Source organism: Endozoicomonas sp. 2B-B (genome assembly GCF_053470045.1).
This window is the reverse complement of the sequence record NZ_JBLZMU010000001.1, coordinates 1,947,155-1,972,361: the sequence shown is the minus strand read 5'-3', so window position 1 is coordinate 1,972,361 and position 25,207 is coordinate 1,947,155. Positions and strand designations below refer to the sequence as shown.

General features: G+C 48.4%; 17 protein-coding genes. 9 read left to right on the top strand and 8 right to left on the bottom strand.

The annotated features are described in order from the left end of the window. The first annotated feature begins 98 nt into the window (after positions 1 to 98). Together ACOMHB_RS07915 and ACOMHB_RS07910 are read left to right on the top strand one after the other, a co-directional pair. The gene (locus ACOMHB_RS07915) at positions 99 to 1,595 is read left to right on the top strand and encodes a C2H2-type zinc finger protein (protein ID WP_448216180.1); all 1,497 of its coding nucleotides are present in this window, start codon (positions 99 to 101) and stop codon (positions 1,593 to 1,595) included. A 368-nt stretch (positions 1,596 to 1,963) separates the two neighbouring features. Beyond that, positions 1,964 to 3,547, top strand: coding sequence for a C2H2-type zinc finger protein (locus tag ACOMHB_RS07910; protein ID WP_448216179.1), 1,584 nt, complete (start codon positions 1,964 to 1,966; stop codon positions 3,545 to 3,547). A 45-nt stretch (positions 3,548 to 3,592) separates the two neighbouring features. Here the strand turns inward: ACOMHB_RS07910 and ACOMHB_RS07905 are convergent, their stop codons facing one another. Together ACOMHB_RS07905 and ACOMHB_RS07900 are read right to left on the bottom strand one after the other, a co-directional pair. Continuing rightward, positions 3,593 to 4,207, bottom strand: coding sequence for a hypothetical protein (locus tag ACOMHB_RS07905; protein ID WP_448216178.1), 615 nt, complete (start codon positions 4,205 to 4,207; stop codon positions 3,593 to 3,595). Positions 4,208 to 4,274: 67 nt separating this feature from the next. After that, positions 4,275 to 4,733 (bottom strand): Lrp/AsnC family transcriptional regulator, encoded by a 459-nt coding sequence (locus tag ACOMHB_RS07900; RefSeq protein ID WP_422132815.1) that lies wholly within the window; start codon positions 4,731 to 4,733, stop codon positions 4,275 to 4,277. A 145-nt stretch (positions 4,734 to 4,878) separates the two neighbouring features. On the opposite strand from ACOMHB_RS07900, the gene ACOMHB_RS07895 reads away from it, so the two are divergent. After that, positions 4,879 to 5,790: a DMT family transporter gene (locus ACOMHB_RS07895; protein ID WP_422132814.1), complete on the top strand. Its 912-nt coding sequence runs from the start codon at positions 4,879 to 4,881 to the stop codon at positions 5,788 to 5,790. 56 nt (positions 5,791 to 5,846) lie between these two features. Here ACOMHB_RS07895 and ACOMHB_RS07890 read toward each other — a convergent pair whose 3' ends face one another. Both ACOMHB_RS07890 and ACOMHB_RS07885 read right to left on the bottom strand, forming a co-directional pair. After that, on the bottom strand, positions 5,847 to 6,326 hold the full coding sequence (locus ACOMHB_RS07890; RefSeq protein ID WP_422132813.1) for an FKBP-type peptidyl-prolyl cis-trans isomerase: 480 nt from the start codon (positions 6,324 to 6,326) through the stop codon (positions 5,847 to 5,849). Positions 6,327 to 6,419: 93 nt separating this feature from the next. Then, entirely contained in the window at positions 6,420 to 10,025 is a 3,606-nt protein-coding gene (locus ACOMHB_RS07885; protein WP_448216177.1) for a hypothetical protein, read from the bottom strand. Between the two features lie 125 nt (positions 10,026 to 10,150). Between ACOMHB_RS07885 and ACOMHB_RS07880 the strand changes: the two genes are divergently transcribed. Further along, positions 10,151 to 10,735: a DNA-3-methyladenine glycosylase I gene (locus ACOMHB_RS07880; protein ID WP_448218616.1), complete on the top strand. Its 585-nt coding sequence runs from the start codon at positions 10,151 to 10,153 to the stop codon at positions 10,733 to 10,735. A gap of 243 nt (positions 10,736 to 10,978) precedes the next feature. On the opposite strand, the gene ACOMHB_RS07875 is transcribed toward ACOMHB_RS07880, so the two are convergent. After that, entirely contained in the window at positions 10,979 to 11,185 is a 207-nt protein-coding gene (locus ACOMHB_RS07875) for a type II toxin-antitoxin system PrlF family antitoxin (protein ID WP_448216176.1), read from the bottom strand. A gap of 157 nt (positions 11,186 to 11,342) precedes the next feature. Here ACOMHB_RS07875 and ACOMHB_RS07870 point away from each other — a divergent pair, with 157 nt between their 5' ends. Together ACOMHB_RS07870 and ACOMHB_RS07865 are read left to right on the top strand one after the other, a co-directional pair. Then, the gene (locus tag ACOMHB_RS07870) at positions 11,343 to 12,113 is read left to right on the top strand and encodes a type IV pili methyl-accepting chemotaxis transducer N-terminal domain-containing protein (protein ID WP_448216175.1); all 771 of its coding nucleotides are present in this window, start codon (positions 11,343 to 11,345) and stop codon (positions 12,111 to 12,113) included. A gap of 233 nt (positions 12,114 to 12,346) precedes the next feature. Next, positions 12,347 to 13,006 carry a hypothetical protein gene (locus ACOMHB_RS07865; RefSeq protein WP_448216174.1) on the top strand — a complete coding sequence of 220 codons (660 nt, stop codon included), beginning with the start codon at positions 12,347 to 12,349 and terminating at the stop codon, positions 13,004 to 13,006. Between the two features lie 231 nt (positions 13,007 to 13,237). Here ACOMHB_RS07865 and ACOMHB_RS07860 read toward each other — a convergent pair whose 3' ends face one another. The 3 genes from ACOMHB_RS07860 to ACOMHB_RS07850 all read right to left on the bottom strand — a co-directional run bounded on the left by ACOMHB_RS07860 (position 13,238) and on the right by ACOMHB_RS07850 (position 15,318). Then, positions 13,238 to 14,152 carry a Tim44 domain-containing protein gene (locus tag ACOMHB_RS07860; RefSeq protein ID WP_448216173.1) on the bottom strand — a complete coding sequence of 305 codons (915 nt, stop codon included), beginning with the start codon at positions 14,150 to 14,152 and terminating at the stop codon, positions 13,238 to 13,240. 381 nt (positions 14,153 to 14,533) lie between these two features. Further along, the gene (gene arfB / locus ACOMHB_RS07855; protein ID WP_422132780.1) at positions 14,534 to 14,950 is read right to left on the bottom strand and encodes an alternative ribosome rescue aminoacyl-tRNA hydrolase ArfB; all 417 of its coding nucleotides are present in this window, start codon (positions 14,948 to 14,950) and stop codon (positions 14,534 to 14,536) included. A 5-nt stretch (positions 14,951 to 14,955) separates the two neighbouring features. Continuing rightward, a complete protein-coding gene (locus ACOMHB_RS07850; protein WP_422408815.1) occupies positions 14,956 to 15,318 on the bottom strand; it encodes a DUF2288 domain-containing protein in 363 nt (120 codons plus the stop codon). A 175-nt stretch (positions 15,319 to 15,493) separates the two neighbouring features. Between ACOMHB_RS07850 and ACOMHB_RS07845 the strand changes: the two genes are divergently transcribed. The 3 genes from ACOMHB_RS07845 to ACOMHB_RS07835 all read left to right on the top strand — a co-directional run bounded on the left by ACOMHB_RS07845 (position 15,494) and on the right by ACOMHB_RS07835 (position 25,158). After that, entirely contained in the window at positions 15,494 to 18,634 is a 3,141-nt protein-coding gene (locus ACOMHB_RS07845) for a hypothetical protein (protein WP_448216172.1), read from the top strand. A gap of 120 nt (positions 18,635 to 18,754) precedes the next feature. Continuing rightward, a complete protein-coding gene (locus ACOMHB_RS07840) occupies positions 18,755 to 21,892 on the top strand; it encodes a hypothetical protein (RefSeq protein ID WP_448216171.1) in 3,138 nt (1,045 codons plus the stop codon). A 119-nt stretch (positions 21,893 to 22,011) separates the two neighbouring features. Next, positions 22,012 to 25,158 (top strand): hypothetical protein, encoded by a 3,147-nt coding sequence (locus ACOMHB_RS07835; RefSeq protein WP_448216170.1) that lies wholly within the window; start codon positions 22,012 to 22,014, stop codon positions 25,156 to 25,158. The last annotated feature ends 49 nt before the right edge of the window (positions 25,159 to 25,207 follow it).

The window sequence follows — 25,207 nt, the reverse complement described above, 5'->3', positions numbered from 1 at the left end:
ACCCGTGCTTTTCTATAAAACGAGACCGAACGGTCCGACCAGGCAGCCATTTTTTTTGGGTACCTGACGAAGTGGTTGTCGGATTTGCGATCACTACTGTGCTATTTAACTCTGGGCATGACCCATCACAATACCGGCCATCAACATCATCATCCGGCCAACAAACCTCACCAGCCACCAGCCACTCCGGGGGCTCTTTTACCAGCCCACTGAACACTGATAATGACGACGGTAACGGAGACCCTCAACAACACCTGCATACTTTCGATTTAAACTGTTATACCTCTCCCTGCCATGGCCTTTGTCAACGGCGACCATTACCCGACAGCACCGAGCCAGGGCAATGGTTGCCGAATTTTGAAGAGAGTTGGACAGACCAGACAGAAGCAACACACGAACAAGACTCATACTCCCATTTAGCCGATGACTGTTTTATTTGTATGGGTCATCTTGATTTTCCAGAGGCCCAACTCCCCCAATACAATGCGCCTATCGAAACACTGGCCGAACCGGGCATTCAGCCCCAGGGTACTTCTGGCCTTTCTGCCACCGCTGATGGTTTTGCTGTCATTAATGACTCGTTCACTGTCCCGGGCCCTCCCGAAGCGGTCGGGATTTCCATTGCTCTTATCCAGAGAGGCACGTTACAAGCCCGGAAAGAGGATAAAACCAGACAAAAAACCTGCGACGCACCCCTGGTCGGGGCGGATGGCCACACGAAAGCCCTGTCAAATCACAAAAGGAAAGATGACAGCGAAGCTCAAACCTGTCCTGAGTGCCAGAAGACCCTGTCAGACGCGAAGGCCCTTTCGAGTCACAAAAGGCAATATCATAGTGGAGAGAAAACCTGTTCTAAGTGTCTAAAGACCTTGCGCAACACTCAAGCCCTGCGGGATCACAGAAAAAAAAATCACAGCGGAGTAAAAACCTGCCCCCAGTGCCAGAAGACCCTGCCAAACACGAAAGCCCTGTGGATTCACAAAAGAAAAGATCACACCGGAGTGCAAACCTGCCCTGACTGCCAGAGGACCCTGTCAAACACTCAATCCCTCGCGGATCACAAAAGTCACTATCACACCGGAGTGCAAACCTGCCCTCTGTGTCAGAAGGCCCTGCCAAACTCGAGAGCCCTGTCGGTTCACAAAAAAAAAGATCACACCGGAGTGCAAACCTGCCCTGAGTGCCAGAAGACTTTGCCAAACGCGAAAGCCCTATCGTATCATAAAAGAAAAGATCACAGCCCAGTGCGAATCTGCCCTGAGTGCCAGAAGCCCCTGCGAAACGCTCAAGCCCTGTTGGATCACAAAAGAAAAGATCACAGCGGAGTGCAAACCTGCCCTGAATGCCAGAAGACCCTGCCAAATGCTCAAGCCTTGTCGTATCACAAAAAATGTCATACTGGAGTGCAAACCTGCCCTGAGTGCCAGAAGACCCTGCCAAATGCAAAAGCCCTGTCGAATCACAAAAGCAAAGTACACACCGGAGTGCAAACCTGCCCTGAGTGCCAGAAGACCCTGCCAAACGCGAAAGCTCTGACGTATCACAAAAGTCAACACCGGAAACGAAAGCTTGATGACTCAAAGTCAAGTGATTGATTTGTGCTTGTCATTGGATCACCTAAACACAACCAGAATGCCCCATCGGTCTGCATCATGCCCCTGCGTTAAGGTATGCTCAACGGCCCTTTTAAAAACACACTTATCTTCTTGATCTATCCTTCCTATCTGTAAACCAGAACAAGGATAGAATTATTAAATACTTACTCTTTACAGTACTGCTATTACTATCATTGTCTGTCTTCTTTCTTGCCGAGCCGTCGGAAAGAGATTTTATTTTCAAGCCTGCACACAATACAGATAATCCAAACCCGTGCTTTTCTATAAAACGAGACCGACCGGCCCGGCCAGGCAGCCAATTTTTTTGGATACCTGTCGAAGTGGTTGTCGGATTTGCGATCACTACTGTGCTATTTAACTCTGGGCATGACCCATCACAATACCGGCCATCAACATCATCATCCGGCCAACAAACCTCATCAGTCACCAGCCACTCCGGGGACTCTTTTACCAGCCCGCTGAACACTGATAATGACGACGGTAACGGAGGCCCTCAACAACACCTGCATACTTTGGATTTAAACTGTTATACCTCTCCCTGCCATGGCCTTTGTCAACTGCGACCATCACCCGACAGCATCGAGCCAGGGCAATGGCTGCTGAATTTTGAAGAGAGTTGGACAGGCAAGACAGAAGCAACACACGAACAAGACTCATACTCCCATTTAGCCGATGGCGACTGTTTTATTTGTATGGGTCAATTTGAGTCTCTGGAGACCTTACTCCCCCAACACAATGTGCCTTTCGAAATACTGGCCGATCCGGGCATTCAGCCCCAGGGTGCTTCTGGCCTGTCTACCACCACTGATGGTTTTGCTGTCATTAATGACTCGTTCACTGTCCCGGGCCCTCCCGAAGCAGTCGGGATTTCCATTGCACTTACCCAGGGAAGCACAGTACAAGCCCGAAAAGACGACAAAACCAGACAAAAAACCTGCAATGCCCCCCTGGTCGGAGCGGATGGCCACACGAAACCCCTGTCAAATCACAAAAGGAAAGATGATACCGGAGCTCGAACCTGTCCTGAGAGTCAGAGAACCCTGTCAGACGCAAAGTCCCTTGCGAGTCACAAAAGGCAATATCATACTGGAGAGAGAACCTGTTCTGAGTGTCTAAAGACCTTGCGCAACAATCAAGCCCTGTGGGATCACAGAAAAAAAAGTCACAGCGGAGTGAAAACCTGCCCCCATTGCCAGAAGACGCTGCCAAACTCGAAAGCCCTGTCGGATCACAAAAGAAAAGATCACAGCGGAGTGCAAACCTGCCCTGACTGCCAAAGGACCCTGCCAAACGCTCAATCCCTCTCGGAACACAAAAGTCACTATCACACCGGAGTGCAAACCTGCCCTCAGTGTCAGAAGACCCTGCCAAACACGAGAGCCTTGTCGGATCACAAAAGGAAAGATCACACCGGAGTGCAAAGCTGCCCTGAGTGCCAGAAGACCCTGCCAAACGCGAAAGCCCTGTCGGATCATAAAAGAAAAGATCACAGCGGTGTGCGAACCTGCCCTGAGTGCCAGAAGACCCTGCGAAACGCTCAAGCCCTGTCGGATCACAAAAGGAAAGATCACAGCGGAGTGCAAACCTGCCCTGAATGCCAGAAGACCTTGCCAAATGCTCAAGCCCTGTCGCATCACAAAAGGCGTTATCACACCGGAGTGCAGACCTGCCCTGAGTGCCAGAAGGCCCTGCCAAATGCAAAAGCCCTGTCGAATCACAAAAGGCGTTATCACACCGGAGTGCGGACCTGCCCTGAGTGCCAGAAGACCCTGCCAAACTCTCAAGCCCTGTGGGCTCACAAAAGCAAAGATCACACCGGAGTGCAAACCTGCCCTGAGTGCCAGAAGACCCTGCCAAACGCGAAAGCCCTGACGGAACACAAAAGTCAACACCGGAAACGAAAGCTTGGCGACTCAAAGTCAAGCGATTGATTTGTGCTTGTCGTTGGCTCACCCGGGAGGCAAAGTCGGCTGTCTTCAGGCAAAATATCGAATCACTATCTCAACATTGAGCCGACCCTTATTATATTGGTGCACCAGCAACATACAAAAGGCCAGTGTTATCAACGGAAGAAGCCGCTTTTTCTCTTCACTTAAGAAATACCAGCCACCTCCCAACAGCATCACAGCCAGAATGGCCCAATGGCCAACCTCATGCTTCTGCGGCATGGTGTGGAACAGCACCACAAAACAACCCACAATATTGAACAAAATCCAGAGTGGCGAGAGCATCCCGATACTGCCCAGTATTGGAAACCTGATCAATGCTCCACCGGTCCATGTTTTTGGCTGGATATCGGACGACAAATGCAGCGCAATCCCCATTGCCAGACCGCCTGCAACGAAGGGCAGATCAAGCATCAAGGGCAATACCGCCAGAAGGCACGAATGAGTAATTCCTGAACGGTGACTCAGCCCTGGTAAAGCCAGATCAATATCCGGCAATCGAATACCGGTAATCAGTCCACTCAGGAACAGCAGTGCTGATTCAAACCGGACGATGGCCTGAAAATAATCGGGAAAATAATGCCGCCCTGCCAGAACAGAAGCCGCCAGCAGACAACCCGCTAACGGAGAAGTGATGTGTCGCATACAACCGGAACAACTAAAGATATGAGGGTGAAACCAGTCTAGTACATGATTTCGATGAGTCTCATAGTCAACCCAATGGCAGGTAAGTGGTATTTTTCAGCTTCTCCATAGCAAAGGAAGAGGTCACTTCACTGAGTCCGGTCACACTGTTTACCAGTCGCTTATAGAATACGTCAAAGGCTGCCATATCCCTGACCAGCACTTTCATCATATAGTCGTACTCTCCAGCCATCCGGAAGAACTCAATCACTTCGGCAAAGTCACTGACTTCCGAGACAAAAGCCTCATACCATTCATTGCTGTGATTTTGGGTTTTGATATTCACAAAAGCAGTGAGGTGTAAACCCAGTTTTTCACTGTCCAGCAGCGCCACCCGCTGAGTGATATAGCCCTCTTCTTCCAGCCTTTTCAACCGCTTCCAGCAGGGTGAGACGGTTAACCCTACCCTGTCGGCAATATCAGCCACTGGAATGGATGCATCCCGCTGAAGGCAGTCAAGAATCAGTTTATCCTTTTTATCAAGCATAATAGAGAATTATTTTTCCCAAAACTTTTTAAATCATGACGACTTTGACAACATTTTTCCAGCTTTGTCATTTAAACTTTTCATCATAGGTAATAATTAGCAACAACTGTTTTTCAGCCATTGAACGTATTACGAGGATGTTGGCATGAGCACAAAGACCCGGGTCAGCCTTTTGTTTGTTACTGTCTGCTTCATTTGGGGGACGACATGGCTGGCTATGGAACTGGCTGTTGCTACTATTCCGCCCATTACCGCTACCGGCATTCGTTTTGCTGTTGCAGCACCCCTGATTCTTCTGCTGGCCAGATTGAAAGGCGTTACGATCTGGTTCCCAAAGAATAAAAGTCTGGAGTTTTTCCTGATCAGTCTGTTTTACTTTGCCATCCCCTTTACCCTGATGATTTTTGGCGAACAATATATTTCATCGGGACTGGCGTCTATCATCTTCGCCAATATGCCGGTCGTCGTTCTGATCTTTTCGGTATTACTCCAGCGCCATAAGGTGGCTATGCACCAGCTGGCGGGTCTGGTCATAGCCCTGGGCAGCCTGGTGACTATTATTGGTAACGAAATGTCGGTCAACAGTAACGGCAGCCTGATGGGTGTGATTGCACTGGTCGTTGCCGTGCTCATGCATGCCCTGATTTACACCAGTGTCCAGACTCGTTGTGAGGGTATTCATGTGCTGACCTACAATGCCCTCCCCTGTCTGATGGCAGCGGTATTTCTGATGATTACGGGCTACTTCATGGAAACGCCGGATATAAACAGTTTCTCGGCGCTCTCACTCAGCGCAGTGATCTATCTGGGTTCCGTAGCAGGGATTGGCGGCATTATGGCTTACTTCCAGTTAAACAAACTGGCCAGCCCATTCCAGGCTTCCATCTGTTTTCTGATCTTCCCGGTGATTGCACTCTGTCTGGACAGCCTGTTGAACGGAACAATGCTCAGCCATGAGTCTCTGTTCCTGACTCTGTTTCTGATGCTCGGTGTATTTTTGACCAAATTGCCAGAAAAAACTTTCAGAAAAAACAAGATCTTGTTCAAAAGAAGCTAATGCTTTTTACCGTCATAAAAAAAACCGGGCTATTCACCCGGTTTTTTATGACTGATTCAATGCTCGTGACCACCGGGTCCATGTACATGACCATGATCCAGCTCTTCTTCTGTCGCATCACGAACTTCAACCACCTCAACGGCAAAGTTCAGGTCTTCCCCTGCCAGATGATGGTTGGCATCAATCACAACTTCATCGCCTTCAATGGCCGTAATGGTGACAATGCGTGGGCCGATAGCTGTATCTGCATGGAACTGCATACCTACTTCTACGTCGTGTTCACCAAACTGGGCACGGGGAATGGGCTGCACCAGACTTTCATCGTATTCGCCATAGGCTTGCGCAGCTTCTACAGAGACGTCCAGCTTGTCACCCGCCGTTTTTCCTTCCAGAGCACTTTCCAGACCGGCGATAATATTACCCGCACCGTGCAGATAGGCCAGAGGGTCATGACCTTCGGAACTGTCCAGAACTTCACCCCCGGCATTTTTCAGGGTGTAGTGGATCAGCGCGACTGTTTTGTCGGTAATGTTCATGAATTGAAATTCTCTGGAATGAATGAAAATGAAAGAACAGAATACCTGTCTGTCTGAAAAACGAACAGTTCTTTTTCCGGTTAAAATCACCCTCTATTCAGACATCATCCCGGAACGTGCTGACTCTGCCAACTCAAGGTGAAGCTGTGCCCTGTTTTCTCCCTCTTTGCCTGCCTGTTGCAACAACTCAACCGCTCTGGCCGGATTGGAAACCTTACCTTCAACACCGTAAAGGTAACGTATACCGAGCTGGTAGAGTTCGTCCGGCCTGACATCGTATAATCCTTTGTGTTTCATTCGCTTTTCCAGAGCATGAATACTCTTTTCAACCCTGGCAGTAGGATGTATGAAAATCTTCCGACCGTTTTCTATTCTGTTAGCCAGAATAGTTTTTGCTACTCTCCCTTTGACTCCCTCTCCCTGTGCAGCTATTCCCTCAAGCTGGTTCAGGGCTTTGTAGAAAGCAGAAGGTTTATGAACATGGGTCAACAAATCTCCGGCTTCAGCCAGCAACGCATAAGGCTCCCGTTCTTCACAGAGTTGCTTCTGAAGCGCTATCGCTGCAGGGTATTTTTTCCTGGCAGCAAGCGATAACCTGCGGGCCGACTCAATACTCCGATGCTCTTTCTCGTCCTCGCTCATCTGATCCGGCCTGATGGCATGGAGCCCGTCTCTTAAAACGACACTTGCATAGTAATTCAGTCTGGAATCTTCCGGCTTCTTCTTGAGTGCTTCTGCCAACACTTCATAAGCTTCTTTGATCAGCCCTGCCTGCGAAGCGGAAAGAGCCAAAGCTACAGGATCAATCTGTGAGCGGAAGGGCTGTTTCAGTATGGCTTGGGCCAGAGGCGGGGTAACAGGCCACTGAAGGCTCCTGAATAACAGGATGCCCCGACCAGCTGTACCCGGATACTGAAAAAATAATCCAGCTAATGTTTTCAAATAGCTGAAGGACAGTTGATCCCCACCCTTCGACCTCTCTATCCAGGGTTGAAGCTGCAACGTTTTCAGCAGACGCTCAGCCCGATCAGATCCGACCTGTCGACAATAGCTCTCCAGTGTTGAGAGAGCCTGCAGATCGCCCATATTGATCTTATGTATAAAATCTTTGTCGTCTGTTAAAGCATCACCCCAACAGACACCGGTGTAATGATGCAGCAAAACCGGAAGAGAGAGCTTTTCGCCCCGAACAGCCTCTTGCGGTGCTTTCATGATCGGAATGGGGTAACTCAGTGGACCAATACCCAATGAAATACAGAGCTGTTCGTCGGCCACATTCATACCCTTGAACGAAACCCAACCGGCTGCACCGATCAGACCACTTCTGAACCATTGATCCCATGAAGACCATTGTGTCCAGGCGGATTTATCCACATCCTTTTCATCCAGATCGAAAGAGAGAAACTCGGCTGTTTTCAGGTCCACCAGCCCCTTCTCCACCTTTACTTTGACTGACGCCTTCAGCTTTCTGCCCTTAAGAAAACCTGTGGGTATGTTTTGTCGGATAGCTTGGGGAAGCTGCTCGAAATCCTCGATAAGGTCATCACCACTCAAAAAAACATCGTTGAGATAAACGTATCCAGTGCCTTCTTCATCCAGCTTTGTAGTCAGGTTTCCAACCTTGACAGAGCCGGCTCTGACGCCATCGATACTGATATTTCCTGGAGTGACTGCCGTAATCGCTGAAGATTGCCTTAAATCCCCTTCTTTGAACTTCGTATTAGAGACCTCACACTGATCCACAGCCACATTGCCCCTGACTGGAACAGAAAACTTGCTGGCCTGAGTCTTAACGGCCACCAGCCCCTCACCTGATAAGTGTGTTTTACCGACACTGAACTTGAGTTCAGCATCTCCTTTTTCACTGTCTTTGAGATGAGCAGAGAGCTTCTGTATCTGCCCACCCAGGTTTTGGGGCAGCTCAATGCGGGTATCACGCCAATGAATCGAGGATGGCTGGCCATGGGTATCAACGATCAGCCGGTTTGTTTCAATTTCGGTTTGAACCTGCCCCTGATGCAGAGCCCTTGCAAGCTTTAAATCTTCACCTCTGACATCAGCATGACAATTAACACTGTTACCAGAATCCGCTCCCAGCTTCTGATTGAGCCTCAGCCCGGCTGAAAAGGTTTTTGCACGACCGCTAAAATCTGTTGCACCTCCATCCAGTTTGCCCTCCATATGAACCTTATTCAGATCCAGATGCGCTTGTGCTGCTCCGCTATTTTCCAGCTCCAGATGGCCCGCATCGAGTTCCAGATCGAAATCTCCAGACCCACTTTGAACTTTTTCTTTTGATAACTGCGCCTTCAACTGCAGATTAAGGTCGCTGGCTCTGGCCCTGAGACCGGAGGACTGTTTTTCCAGTTCAGAGACCCAGTCAAAATCTTCCTCTTTATCAGAGGTTATTAAATCCATAGGCTTGAGCTTTTTCTCGCGGGCAATACCATACAGGGCATCCGAAAGCCCTCCTGTATCCACTTCCATGGTTTTCACACTGACGGCCAGCCTTCTCTCCGTCTCACCCTGTGTGCACTCAAAAGGCTTGAGTTCACTAGCCACCTTAAGTCCTTCCACCCTGCTCAGTGGATGAGGCAGACCTTTTCTGGCTATCTCAAGATCATGAACCATCAGATCAAATGGATGCTCGAGCAGAGAAAACATCTTGCTGATGCTTTCTTTCACCCCGATACTTAACCCCCCTGTAAATGCAAACAGGGCTGCCGGGTCCGGTTCATCCAGAGAAGCCTTTATTTTTCCAATGGTGACCCCTGTCCGGTTAAGCTCGAAGAAGGTGCCTTTCTGCCTGCGAATACGGTGAAGTGCCCTGAAAAAGCCTGCAATGCCCTTTCCACTAATATAGGCATTAATTCCTGCTACCACTCTGCCCTGAATACTGACATCCATATCCTTGATTTTGATATCCATCTTAAGGGGAGGCTGACCGGGCACATCAACATTAACAGAGCCCTTAACATCCAGGGTAATTTTGGGGTAGGTCTGGCCCGTGTCCGAATCCAACAGCTCCACTTTGTGGACCCTTAACTCAACATGCTTCAAAGTGGCTTTGCCACCTCCCAGTGACAGTTCGTCCAGATGAACAGTATGCTCCTTTAACTCTCCTCTATGCATAGCTTTGAAAGATCGCAACAGCCTGAGGTAACTACGAATCTCATTATCCCTGGCCACTCTTGCCTGCTTTTTCTGTTTACGCAACAGCATCTGCTTTTTTTTCAGAATCCGGCGTTCATCAAGCGTTTTCTTTAAAGGCTTGCTGTGTATCGCCTCCCTGACCCTTTTCAACTGTTTGTTCAGTTGTCTGACGACGGCCGCCCTGCGAAAGCTGACTTTTGACCGAACTTTTTTCAAGTCCAGCACCCAGATTATGACCGAAGCCAATAGTCTCTCGAACACGCTTGATCTAATTTTTGGCAGGGCGGGAAAGGCTGCTTCCGAGGTTGCAGGTATATCATCAATCTGAATCAGTGGCTGGGCATCGACCACTCTGGGGTGTCGGGAATCCAGACTTTGAGGAGCAGTGTGCCATCCTTCCTGCGGGAACGTTAATCCTTCCTCTCCATCCGCAACAGAAACATCTCGAAAGCCTGATGAAACGGTGTTTTTTGATGAAGGCTCATCCGGCAAATGAGGAGGCACAGGTGGCAACACTGAACCGGATGATGACACTTTGGATGGCATGACTTCCTCCCATGAAGTTGTTACTGTTTCAGCTTAGCCAAAATCACTGCCAACAGCTCAAGAGTGCCATTGACCTGTTTTCTAATGCTTTACTCTTCACGGCAACCAGTATGGGAGTCATCCTTTTGACAAATCAACGATGTGCCTGGTGCACAGAAGACCCGGACTACATTCGATATCATGATGAAGAGTGGGGCATTCCCTGTCACGACGATCAGAAGCTGTTCGAATTTCTGATTCTGGAAGGGGCCCAGGCTGGTCTCAGCTGGATCACCATACTCAAACGCCGGGAGGGCTACCGCAGAGCCTTTGCAGGCTTTGATCCGACAGCCGTCGCCCAATTCACCGGGCAAGATGTAGAAAGACTGCTCCAGGATGAAGGTATTGTCAGAAACCGGCTGAAAGTAAACAGTGCCATCAACAACGCCCGGGCCTTTCTGAACATTCAGGAAGAGTTTGGCAGCTTTAATCAATATATCTGGTCCTTTGTGAATCACACTCCAATCCGGAACCAGTGGAAAACCATGTCTGAGGTGCCGGTCACCACCCCGGAATCCAATGCCATGAGTAAAGACCTGAAAAAAAGAGGTTTTTCATTCGCAGGCAGCACTATCTGTTATGCATACATGCAGGCTATGGGGATGGTGAATGATCATTTGGTGGACTGTCCTTCGTACTCCTCACCACTGTTGGTGTCGGTTGAAGCATAAGCTGGTTTTTCCGACAATTCCTTGTCAGACAAACCATAAAGTCGTTTTTCCGGCAACGGCTCTGCACAAATGATGACTTTCGAGGATATGCAGGATTAGAGGGATTGCCTGAAACCCGTTCAAATGCCAACTGGTTGATTGCCGCCAGTCGTTTTGTGGCGTTTTTCTTTTGAAAGTCGAGATCGATATCAATCTCCCCAACCAGATCACTGAGATTTCGGGCAAGCTCCGGGGAAAACGGCTTCAGTGTTCAGGGGTGATTTTCATATCCCGCTCAAGAAAATCCAGGAATCCTGCTATTACAGGGTCTCCTTCGTCACTCTGGCACTTGGAAAGCAGGACGCTGCCATCTGAGCGAATCTCATACTGAAGCTTCTCCTGCTTGTTCAATTCCAGCGCCTTTCTGACCGAGGCCGGAATAATCGTCTGAGAACTATTCAGCTCTGGCATATATTCTGCACATAGCTTTGCAACATAACCTGTTGAACCAAAAACTCATCAGGATGCCCCCGGATAGCGCAGAGAGCGAACAATAACAGTGCAAATTTCCAGAATACTTCCCGACTTCCGCCCACTTTTATTCTGTTATAAATTCCTGGGCTTTATTATGGCGTATTTAATCGCTTACTCAGGAGAAACTTCAGCCGCCCTGAACGATGCCGAAGCGGTTAACACATCCGGTTTGCAACGGATGCTGTCTCAGCGAGTCGCTAAAAGCTACCTGATGATCGGAGCCGACATTAACTCAGAAGACGCCAGAGAGCAGCTCGATAAAAGCATTACGCTGTTTGAAAATAACTTTCAGGCTTTATCAGATTATGCGCCCAACGATGCAATCAAACATCAGCTGAATGTGGTTGCGAAAGACTGGGAAACTTACAAAAAAATGGCACTGTCAGAACCCGACAGAGAAGCTGCAGCTGACCTCATTCAAAAGGCTCTGAGGGTATTCAACAGCAGCAATGACCTGGTTACATTGATTGAAAAGCACTCTGCCACCAGCAAAGCCAGACTGGTCAATGTTTCAGGTCGACAGCGCGCGCTCAGCCAGAGAATAGCTATGTATTACCAGGCTCTGGCCTGGGGCGTCGGTGGCAATATCTATGAGAAAGGTTTTGAGGAATCCATGGCTCTGTTTGAAAGCTCACTGAATGAACTCGACCAGTCCCCCGTGAATACCCCTGAAATCAAAAAGCTGCTCTCCAAGGTTAAAGCTCAATGGTTTTTTTCCAAATCAGGGTTTACGCAATATAAACAGGGACGCTATATGCCTACAGCCATCTCTGTGACCACAGAATCCATTCTCAAGAAAATGCAGGTGTTGACCCAAAAGTACGAACAGGTCATGGTCAATGGTCAGGGGCTAGCCAGCAGTTAGTCCCCGGCTTCCTCAGCGGTATCACGCTACATACCTGTGAAACGCAAGCTGATCCCGGCAAGACCGTCATTATAAAAACCTCCCCAACTCAACACCGTCCTGGTGGCTGCGGGAGGTTTCTGACTGCAAGGCTATACCCTCTCGCTTTGTCCTTTTCCTGCTTACAGCACGTGTTTATGAACTTCCCCTGTTTCTTCTTGTCTAATTTAAGTAAGCAATTAACGGAGTGACTTATGATTCCATCTAATTCAACTAAACCACCTTTATTGGTTACTGGTTCTGGCAAACCGACAACAGAGCCGGATCAGCCAGAAACGGCCAGAGCTACGGCTGTTGACGCCCAAAAAACATCTGGCCTTGATAATCCAACATCCCATGGTGCAGCCAGGCCATTGGCTTCATATTCTATTGAGTCTTCAGACGATGAATCTGAAGACAGTGATGATGATTTTTCAAAACTGCTGGACGAGTATCTTGAAGGCAGTAAAAGCGGAATTTTAAAACTGTTTTCGGATGATCGTGAATGGGTTGATATGGACAAAAACGTTCAAGCACTCAGGCTTGTTAATAGTTTATTCCTTGTTCATGTTCCTGATCAGGGTCAGGCCTACAAAGCCTGGTATATTTCCGGGATGGATTTGCATAATATATTCAAGCCAGAGTTACGAGATATACTCGGGGTGAACAGCCGCTTAGAAGCTGAAGCTTCTGACGACAGAGTAAAAACCTGGAAAGAATTCGTGCAAGAAACGCCTGGAACCAGCTATTTGTGTGGCCCTAATGCTGATGATAAAGTACGGGATTTTTTTGATGTTGACCCAGTTAATGTCACTAAAACCAAAAAAGGGCCAGTTACCGTCACATTTGATATTGCTACCAGAAGTTTTCAGTAAATCATATGAAGATCATTGACAATAGAGCCCAGTCAGGGAAAGGCAAAACACCTTTCCCTTCGGCTCTAAGTACTCAGCCATACGGAATCGAATATTTCTGGCTTATTGGGCAGGCGCTCTGCAAGGCGCAACGACGGGAGCATAGTAAGCTATGTGACCAGAGTTGCAACGCAGTCAGAGTGCCTGAACAATAAGTCAGAAAATATGATTTCGTATGGTTGAGTACTTACATCAGGCTTCAATACCCACAATCAGCCAGGGAGCATCGGGCTCTTTCAAGCTACGTTGCAGATGCCAGATATCGGTAATATCTTCTTCAACACCTTCAACGGTATCGCGATATTTACCGGTGAAGCGCACGCTGATCTCGGCAACAGTGTCGTTGTAATCAGCTCTGCCCAACTCAGCGTCCACAAAGATCACTTCGGTGTGCTGATCGCCACCCAAAGTGGCTCTTTCCGCTTTTAACTGTAAAAACAGTTCAGGGTCCAGATACTCACGAATGATGTCCAGATCGTTTTTATTCCATGCTTCCTGAAGCGTGCGGTAATGGTCTCTGGCACCATTCATGAATGCACTCAGGTTAAAGCCTTCTGGCAGATTCATCGGGACATCACTGGTTCCAAAACCGGTTTGAGGCAAGCTTGTTTGGTCAGCCTGACCGAAGTCATCTTCGCGCTGTTCCCTGTTCTGGCCAAACAGCTGATCTAATGAAGGGGATGGCTGGTTCTGCCCTGACTGTTCCGGGGTGAAGTGAGCATGATTGCCACCATGACCCGCTGCCGTAGCTTTGGCACGGTTCATACTGCGGAACACCTTGAAGAGCACAAAAGCCAGCAAAGCGATAATCAGAATATCCATCATCTGCAGACCAGTGAAAGCACCACCAAACAGAGAGGCAATCAGTCCACCTGCCAGCAGGCCACCCAACAACCCGCCCAGCATACCCTTGCGGGAGCCTTGAGCAGCTGTCTGTTTGCTACCCTGTTGAGGTGCGGCAGCCGGTTGTTTGGGAGCGGGAGCCGTGTTATAAGAACGACCAAAGCTCTTGCCTCCTCCAAACTTTTTAGCATCCGCCACTGGTACGTTGAAGACGAAGCTGAAGGCCATGATGATGGCCATAAAAGAAGCAAATCGTTTTATCATGAATCCGAGAGTCTCTTGTTTCCAATACCCATGGGCCTTAATCCTATGGAGAGCCAGATTTATTGCAAGTCATTCCATAAAAAAACCGCATTAATCAATGAAATAAGTTAGGTACTTAAATCAGGTCTCAATTCATTCAGCCTGAGGAGATCTCTTTGTTTCTCCACAAAGCTCCTCGGAGGACTGTAGAGGGTTCAGTATACCATTGGAGGCACTGATTGTCGGTTTAGTCCGGCGCCCCGTCACCCGAAGGTGGGGGCACAGATCCATCTGTTGGCGGTATCGGTATCTGGAGTCTCCTGACTCTTTCACTTCCGTTAGCTTTATAGTCCGTGGCAGTGGGACTGTTAATTAATTTTTCTAATAATAACCGAGTTTTGATCACCAGCCCTTGACCTGACCTCTCAGTGCTTTTGTCTGGCCTCGCTGATGCTTTCGATCCATGCGTTTTTTCTGTGAAGAACGGGTGGGTTTGGTGGCCTTTCTTTTTTTAGTCACCGCTGTCGCTTTTTGAATCAGGCCCAGTAACCGATTCAGAGCATCTTCACGATTTTTCTCCTGAGTTCTGAAGGACTGCGCCTTGATAACAATGACGCCCTCAGAAGAAATCCTCTGATCACTGAAAGCCAGCAGCTGTTCTTTATAAAAGTCCGGAAGGGAAGAAGCCCTGATATCAAACCTTAAGTGGACCGCCGAAGAGACTTTATTAACGTTCTGTCCCCCAGCCCCCTGGGCACGGATAAAATTAAACTCAATTTCATCCGAAGGAATGGTAACGGCATTGGAAATCTTCAGCATAGAATTCAGTTTCTATCCTGAACAAGCACCCACGGGCGCACAACTACCGCCCATAAATCCGCTTTTTGTTCATGCCAGTTCCTCGCCTGATCATCACTGACCGGTCCCAGTTTCCTGTCATTCAACCAGATTTCTACCGTCGCTTTATCATCAATGGAGATACTGTGAGCGACGGCAACAATATCCAAATCGGGAGCCACCGCCAGCAGGTGGCCGGAAGCAAAGTAGCGCTGGAGATCTTCCCAGGCAATTTTTGCGGTTTCCAGGTTGAGTTTGGCTTTGTTCAGCTCATTGGGGTCTACAGAATCACTCATTAACAATCTGTCTGTCTGATAAAGGTTAATAAAGGCAGAGACTAACACATCCATGGTTTTTTCAGCCAGTCAGGTCTCAGGAGTGCTCAAGCTTCTTCAGACCCGTATGTCTAACGATCTGGAGTCTCCCGAACCGGAGATAACTTTCCATTTTTTGAACCAAATCAAACTTTGCTGGTCCATTAATTAAAAGATTTAAAAAAAAATCAGACTATAGATGGAGTAAATCATGTTAACAGGGATAGCCAATACTACCGCCTCAAACTTGTCCAGCTGGGCCCTTCCGGAAACAAATGTTTCCGCGCCTGCTTCCACTCCAGATTTGAGCAACACTACAGCCGGGTCTGATGGACCCTCAACTCGCTCTGTACACCTGCGACAGATCACTTCTACTGCTGACCAGCATAGTGAATGGATATCCCATGTTCAGAGTGCAATAAGTAGAATTGATATTCCAATTGATAATAAATTTTTGCGAGAAAAAGTAGAAAATGCCAATCATGATCTTGAAAGGATGAGTCCGATCCATCCCGGGAAGGATGAAAAACTCTATTCGCAGTCATTGCAGGAACTGATCTGCTGCCTTGCCGAGGAGCCTATATATCCTGAAAATATTTCCGTTCTTCAAACGCTGGCTGATTTGGGGCTGGGACTTGAAGGCATGTCGATGAATTGTGAAATAAAGATCCCCCCCCGGTTATTAGAACAGTTACTGAGTAACACACGCCATAAAGAAGTGCTGAAAATTCTTGACAAACATGCCAGAAAAATAATCTTTATGGCTGATCCGGGCTATATGGAAATATTGGAAAAATACCTGACCCGGACGCTAATAAAGGAGGCTGCCAGAGAACTTATGCTTGCGCTGGCAAAACTTTGCCAAATGGTCACAAAAATTAATCCATCTCTACAGTTTTCCGATCTTTCAGCAAGCTATCTGATAACAGCTATTTTCGAATCGCTGAGCATCAGGCATGGCAACCCCGAAGCATCAGAGGATTTCTGCCAGAGTATCACCACTGCACTGAATTCAGAGTACTTTGTATCTCAGCTTTCTATGCTGGAAGTGAATGTACAAAGGCATGAAAAACTGATCCTGGAAGAACTGAAAAAGCTGGATGATACGGAGCGGGAACAGCTTCTGGTATCCAGCTTTACATTAGGCCAGTGGGAGCTGTTCAGGCGGTTGCTGGCCGACTCTTCTCCGACAATTCTTAATCGGGAGTTTAATAAGGGCGGGAATATTCTTCACCTTATGGTGACAGCACTGCAGAGCGTGAACTCTTTCGATGGGATATGCAGCTATTCCTGTCTGGAAGCTTATCCCCCCCGCTATGACCAGTTGTTTCAATATCTGCCCGCCGAGACTCTGGCCAATCAACGGGACAACAGCGGCGCAACTCCGCTGTTGCTTTTATACCGACATCACCGCGAGCAGTTAGCATCAGTGCCCATATCCAAAGTGGAAGACCGTCAACTGGCCAAAGCCCGGCGCAGCGCTCTGATCAAGATAACCGCTTCTGCTCACCTCATTGATTGTATGCAGGATCATTTAGACGGAAAATTCCCGTTCAATGTCAACTGGTTTTTTGAGTTCCTGCAACTCTTTAAATCCCTGCCGTCATCTACCTTTAAGGCCGATCGCTTAGGTTCTTCTGACTATTCATACAAAGGACACTTGTTACACAAACCCTTGCCCGGTGCAACCAGGTTACTACAGCCTGTTATCAATTATTTTCACCTTCACCCTGACGTTTTGCGGGATGAGCAGCAGACACTGGAATTAATGAGGTTAATACATCAGAACCGGTTGCCGGTTGAATTTTCTGCGCAGGTGCTCCGGGCTGCCAGCGAGGACATACAAAAAAAACTACTTGAGCACCTGTCAGCAGCACCTGATGATCGCAATTCACTCTTTATTGAACGAAACTACGACGTAGCCCAGAGGAGACGTTTCTACCCATGGCATCTGATTGGCCTTGGGGTTGGCGGCGGGTGTGCGCCTGATCCAGACAGATTTTATTGTCAGAGGTTTCGCCATGCGGTTGCTGAATTTGACAGGGAACACCCAAAAGAGACGGTTCCACGAATTCCCGGGCTTTGGGAAGCAGAGCTACTCAACGTCAACTGCGGGAGTATTATAACTTACGGTCGCAGCCTGGCTTTTCCATCACAAGAGGTACCTGAGGGGTATCGCCGTTTCAAGTTCCTGAAACAGCAACATTGCTCCACAGAAGACTGGCATGATTTTGTCCGCGAGCAGCCACAGCTGGAATTTTTTCGAACCCATAAGGATAAGCTGGGCCTTGAAAGCGCCCTGCTTAAACCACGGGGCATTTATCGTCTGAACGATGCCCTGGACAAGCTCAAAGCCTGTAGATTAACTGAAGAAACCCTGGCAAGCATTGCCCTGGAGCCCGATGGTTCAGCACTGCTACAGGTCTTTGATGATGAAAAAAATACCCAACTGTATCACCACTATCCTTATGAAACCGGAGACGTGACCGGCCTCTCGGTGCAGGCATCCTTTGATGGCCTGAGACTATTTGCCAGAGATGCGGGGCGTCTCTGGCATCACAATTTTCAGGCACCGGATACACTAACTTCATTCCATAATACCGCTAATGGCAGACGCTGGGTACCAACACCCTTTTTTGGAACTCAGAGTGTTCCCGGCACGATGGGAGAGTGGAATGCCCAGCACTACCCAAACGTAGCACCTGCCCCGGTGGGGATGAGAGACTGGGCTGATATCCGCTCATTTGCCGAGCAAACCTCCTACAGCTTTGGTTTGCCAAAACTCTACCTTATAACCGATCGTGAGGGGATGGGCGAATTGCGGATCACTGAGCTTGGGAAAGTCTTTTACGGACTGGTGATTAACTGGCTCAGGGTGCGCCATGACACCAACAGTCTCGATTACAAAAACACGGAGCAGATGAACCAGTTGCAGGATGAGCTGGTGACCATTGCCGCTGACCTGTTTGGTAGTGCTTACCAAATGGACACGCAGGCCATGAAAGCAAGGATATGCCAGAAATTCCCGACAGAGTCGCTGAGCCGGGCTGCACTTGAGTGTGGTTACTGGTGTGACCCGGAACTTCGCTATGTAAAGGATATCAAATCAGGCCGTTTTCCTGATGAGGTTTATCCGGATCATCCGCGTCAGAGCTTTAACCCTGGCCGATTAAATCCAGACACAAAGAACCTGACCGATCTGGGAATTCGGCGCTCATCCAGAGCCAAAGGACCAAATCTGGGTGTTAACACTGGCACCCTGCCAATGCCCCATCTCGACAGTTTGTTCTGGTTTGCACTTTATACGGGGTGGCAACAGCTGGAGCCATCCCGGCAGAGTGTTTCAAGATAACCATCCTGTTAATGGCCTTTTTTATACCCATCGAACATTCCATTTTTTGAACCAAATCAACCTTTGCTGGTCTAAAAATAAAGACGCTACAAAAAATTCAAGTTATTGATGGAGTAAATCATGTTGCCACGGATGACCAACACTATCGCCTCAAACTTGTCCGGTTGGACCGTTCCGGAAACAAATGTTTCTGCCACTGTTTCTGCAGGTTTGAGCAACGTAACAGCCGGGTCTAATGGACCCTCAAGTCGCCCTGTACACCTGCGACAAATCACTTCTACTGCTGACCAGCATCGTGAATGGATATCCCATGTTCAGAATGCAATAGGCAAAATAGATATTCCAATAGGTAATAAATTATTGCGAGACAAGGTAGAAGATGCCCATCATGATCTTGAAACGATGAGTCCGATTCATCCCGGGGAGGATGAAAAACTCTATCCGCAGTCATTACAAGAACTGATCAACTGCCTTGCCAAGGAACCTATATTTCCTGAAAATATTTCCGTTCTGAAAACGCTGGCGGATTTGGGGTTGGGTCTTGAAGGCATCTCGATGTCTCTTAAAATAAACACCTCCCCCCGATTATTAGAACAACTCCTGAATAACACAGACCATGATGCAGTACTGAAAATTCTTGCCGAAGATGCCAAAAATATAATTTTTAAGCCTGATTCGGGCTATATGGAAATATTGGAAAAATACCTGACCCGGACGCAGATAGAGAAGGCTGCCAGAGAGCGTATGCTTACGCCGAGAATGTTCTGCTCAATAGTCACAATAATTAATCCATCTCTACAGTTTTCCGATCTTTCAGCAAGCTATCTGATAACAGCCATTTTCGAATCGCTGGGCATCAGGCATGGCAACCCCGGAGCATCAGAGGATTTCTGCCAGAGTATCACCACTGCACTGAATTCAGAGTATTTTATATCTCAGCTTTCTATGCTGGAAGTGAATGTACAAAGGCATGAAAAACTGATCCTGGAAGAACTGAAAAAGCTGGATGATAAGGAGCGGGAACAGCTTCTGGTATCAACCTTTATATTAGGCCAGTGGGAACTGTTCAGGCGATTGCTGGCAGGCTCCTCTCTCACAATTCTTCTTCGGGAGTTTAATAACGGCGGGAATATTCTTCACCTTATGGTGACAGCACTGCAGAGCGTGGGCTCTTACAAGGAGGTATGCAGATATGGCTGTCTGGAAGCTTATCCCCCCCGCTATGACCAGTTGTTTCAATATCTGCCCGCCGAGACTCTGGCCAATCAACGGGACAACAGCGGCGCAACTCCACTGTTGCTTTTATACCGACATCACCGCGAGCAGTTAGCATCAGCGCCCATATCCAAAGCGGAAGACCGTCAACTGGCCAGAGCCCAGCGCAGCGCTCTGATCAAGCTAACGGCTTCTGCTCATCTCATTGGTTGTATGCAGTATCATTTAGACGGAAAATTCCCGTTGAATGTCAACTGGTTTCTTGAGTTCCTGCAACTCTTTAAATCCCTGCCGTCATCTACTTTTAAGGCCGTCCGCTTAAGTTCTTCTGAGTATTCATACAAAGAACAGTTGTTACACAACCCCTTGCCCGGTGCAACCAGGTTACTACAGCCTGTTATCAATTATTTTCAGCATCACCCGGACGTTTTAAGGGATGAGCAGCAGACACTGGAATTAATGAGGTTAATGCATCAGAACGAGTTGCCGGTTGAATTTTCTGCGCAGGTGCTTCGGGCTGCCACTGCGGGCATGCAAAAAAAACTACTTGAGCACCTGTCAGCAACACCTGATGATCGCGATTCACTCTTTATTGAACGAAACTACGACTTAATCCATTTAAGGCCACGTTTCTATCCATGGCATCTGATTGGCCTTGGGATTGGTGGCGGGTGTGCACCTGATCCTGACAGATATTATTGTCAGGCTTTTCGCCATGCGGTTGCTGAATTTGACAGGAAACACCCAAAAGAGACGGTTCCGCGAATACCCGGGCTTTGGGAAACAGAGTTAGTCAACTGCAGAAGTAGTATTATAACTTACGGTCGCAGCCTGGCTTTTCCATCCACGGAGGTACCTCAGGGGTATCGCCGTTTCAAGTTCCTGAAACAGCAACATTGCTCCACAGAAGACTGGCATGATTTTGTCCGCGAGCAGTCACAACTGGAATTTTTTCGAACCCATAAGGATAAGCTGGGCCTTGAAAGCGCTCTGCTGAAACCAAGAGGCATCTATCGTCTGTTTGATGCCCTGAATAAGTTCAAAGCCTGTGGATTACGTGAAGAAACCCTGGCTAGCATTGCCCTGGAGCCTGATGGTTCGGCACTGCTGCAAGTCTTTGATGATGAAAAAAATACCCAACTGTATCATCACTATCCTTATGATACCGGAGACGTGACCGGTCTCTCGATGCAGGCATCCTTTGATGGCCTCAGACTCTTTGCCAGAGACGCGGGGCGTCTCTGGCATCACAATTTTCAGGCACCGGATACACTAACTTCATTCCATAATTCTGCTGATGGCAGATGCTGGGTACCAACAGCCTTTTTTGGAGCCCAGGGTGTTCCCGGCACGATGGGAGAGTGGAATGCCCAGCATTACCCAAACGTAGCACCTGCTCCGGTGGGGATGAGGGACTGGGCTGATATCCGCTCATTTGCTGAGCAAACCTCCTACAGCTTTGGTTTGGCAAAGCTCTACTTTATAACCGATCGTGAGAGACAGGGCGAATTGCGGATCACTGAGCTTGGGAAAGCCTTTTACGGGCTGGTGATTAACTGGCTCAGGGTGCGCCATGACACCGACAGTCTGGATTGCAAAAACCCCGTGCAAATGAACCAGTTGCAGGATGAGCTGGTGACCATTGCCGCTGACCTGTTTGCCAGTGCGTACAAAATGGATACGGAGGCCATGAAAGCAAGGATATGCCAGGAATTCCCGGCAGAGTCGCTGAGCCGGGCTGCACTTGAGTGTGGTTACTGGTGTGACCCGAAACTCCGCTATGTAGAGGATATCAAATCAGGCCGTTTTCCTGATGAGGTTTATCCGGATCATCCGGATCAGAGCTTTAACCCAGACCTATTAGGTCCAAAAACAGAGAACCTGACCGATCTGGGAATTCGGCGCTCATCCGGAGCCAAAGGGCCAAATCTGGGTATTAACAGCGGCACCCTGCCAATGCCCCATCTCGACAGTTTGTTCTGGTTTGCACTTTATACGGGTTGGCAACAGCAGGAGCCATCCCGGCAGAGTGTTTCAAGATAGTCATCCTGTTAATGGCCTTTTTATATCAATCGAACTTTCTATTTTTTGAACCAAATCAACCTTTGCTGGTCTAGAAACCAAGACGTTACAAAAAAATCAATTTATTGATGGAGTGAATCATGTTGCCACGGACGACCGATACCACCACCTCAAACTTATCCAGCTGGACCGTTCCGGGGACAAATACTTCCCCCCCTGTTTTCACTACAGGTTTGAGCAACAAAACAGCCGGGGCTGACGGGCCCTCTTCTGGTCGCTCCATACACTTGCGACAGATCAGTTCTACTTCTGGCCAGCGTCATGAATGGGTAACCCATGTTCACAATGCATTAAGAAATATTGATATTCCACTTGATAACAGGTTTTTGCGAGAGCTGGTAGAAAATGCCCAACAGGATCTTGACAGGGTGAGTAAGAACAATTCCACAGAGGATGAAAAATTCTATTCGCCGCACTTGCTAAAACTGATCTTCAACCTTGCTTGCCGACCCACCCTTCCTGAAAATATTTCCGTTCTACAGACGCTGGCTGATTTGGGGTTGGGACTCCCGAATGAGTCGGTGGGTAATGAAATACGGATACCGCCGCAATTATTAAAACAACTCTTTGATAACACACACCGTGAAGCAGTACTGGGAATTCTTGGCGAGCACGCCAAAACAATGATGTTTAGGGCTGATCCGGGCTTTATGGAAATATTGGAACACTACCTGAGCCCGTTACAACTTCGCTGGGCTGCCCGGGAGCTTGTGAATTATCTGGCAAGAGATTGCCATTTTCTGGCGGAACTCAACCAACTTCTTCGACTTTCCGATGGTTCGGCACCGTACCTGATAAAAGCTATTTTCAACTCACCGGGCATCAGGCATGGCAACCCTCAAACGTCGCAGGATTTCTGCCAGACAATCACCACTGCAATGGCTTCAGAGGCTTTTATTTTCCAGCTTTGTTTGCTGGAAGTTAATGCCCAGAGGCATGAAAAACTGATCCTGGAAGCACTGGAAAAGCTGGACGAGAGGGGGCGGGAGCGCATGCTGGCATGTGCTTTTATATTAGGCCAGTGGGAACTGTTTAAGCGCTTGCTGTCGGGCTCATCAGCCGCAATTCTAAACCAGACGTTTGCTAACGGCAGTAACATTCTACACCTTATGGCGACAGCCATTCCGAGCTTAAAATCTGGCCTCAGCATACGCAGCTATCGCTGTCTGAATACTTATACTCCCCGCTATGACAAGTTGTTTCAATATCTGCCCGCAGAGACTCTGGCCAACCAACGGGACAACAAGGGCGCAACTCCGCTGTTGCTTTTGTACCGTCATCAATGCCCGCAATTAGCGTCGGCGGCCATGTCCGGAGCGGAAGACCGTCAGCTGGCCAGAGCCCGCCGCAGCGCTCTGATCAAGCTAACCCATTCAGGTCATCTCATTGATTGTATGCAGGATCATTTAGACGGAAAATTCCCTTTGAATGTCAACTGGTTTTTTGAGTTCCTTCTGCTTCACAGATACCTGCCAGCATCCACTTATAGAGCAATCAGCTTACGCTCTACTGAGTATTCATTGTACGAACAGCTAATAGACAAACCCCGGCCCCATGCAAGAGAGTTACTTCAGTCAGTTATCAACTATTTTGAACTTCACCCTGACACTTTAAGGGATGAGCAGCAAACACTGGAACTGATAAAGTTAATACACCGGATCGGATTGCCGGTTGAATATTCTGCGCAGGTGCTCCGGTTTACCACTGGGGACATGCAAAAAAAACTCCTTGGGCACCTGTCGGCAACAGCTGATGATCGCAACTCACTGTTTATTGAACGACGCTACGATGTATCTTATGACGGGAAACCTTATTACTATCCATGGCATCTGATTGGCCTTGGTGTGGGTGGTGGGTGTGCACTTGATCCAGACATGTTTTACAGCGAACGTTTCTGCCATGAGGTTGCTGAATTTGGCAGAAAACATCCGAAAGAGTCTGTTCCGGAAATTTCCGGGCTTTGGGAAGCAGAGTTATTAATCAACAGCGGGAATATTGAAACTTACGGTCGCAGTCTGGCTTTTCCTTCTGCAGAGGTACCTCAGGGGTATCGCCGTTTCAAGTTCCTGAAACAACAACCTGGCGCCACAGAAGGCTGGCATGATTTTGTCCGCGAGCAGCCGCAACTGGATTTTTTTCGAACCCATAAGGATAAGCTTGGCCTCGAAAGCGCACTGCTGAAACCAAGAGGCATTTATCGTCTGTCCGATGCCCTGAATAAGTTCAATGCTTGGGGATTACGTGAAGAAACCCTGGCAATCATTGCCCTGGAGCCCGATGGATCGGCACTGCTGCAAGTCTTTGATGATGAAAAAAATACCCAACTGTATCACCACTATCCTTATGAAGCTGGAAGAGTGGACGGCCTCTCAGTGCAGGCATCCTTTGATGGTCTCAGGCTGTTTGCCAGAGACGCGGGTCGTCTCTGGCAACACAATTTTCAGGCACCGGATACATTAAGCTCATTTCATAATGCTGCTGATGAAAGATGCTGGGTCCCCACACCCTTTTTTGGAAACCAGTGTCTTCCAGGCACACTGGGAGAGTGGAATGCCCAAGATTACCCAAACATAGCACCAGCCCCAGTGGGGATGAGAGACTGGGCTGATATCCGCTCATTTGCAGAGCAAACCTTCTCCAGCTTTGGTATGAGCAAAATTTATTGTGTAACTGATTGTGAGAGACAGGGCGAATTGCGGATTACTGAGCTTGGAAAAGCGTTTTACGGGCTGGTGATCAACTGGTTGAGAGTGCGCCATGACACCGACAATCTGGATTACGAAGACAGCGTGCAGATGAAGCAATTGCAGGAAGAGCTGGTGACGATTGCCGCTGATCTGTTTGGTAGTGCCTATAAGATGTGCACGGAGGCTATGAAAGCAAGGATATCTCAAGAATTCCCGGCAGAATCGCTGCGTCGGGCTGCACATGAGTGTGGTTACTGGTGTGACCCGAAACTCCGCTATGTACAGGATATCAAATCAGGTCGTTTTCCTGTTGAGCTATACCCGGATCATCCGGATCAAAGCTTTAACCGTGAACATTTGAACCCAGACGAAGAGAACTTTACCGATCAGGGGTTTCTTCGTTCATCCAGAGCCAAAGGACCAAATCTGGGTACTGACTCCGGCACCCTGCCACTGCCCCATCTGGACAGTTTGTTCTGGTTTGCTTTATATACAGGGTGGCGCCTGCAGGAGCCATCCCGAGGGAGTGCTTCAAGATAATCACCCTGATAATGGCATTTTGTTGCGAGAGCAGATCAATAAACCGATC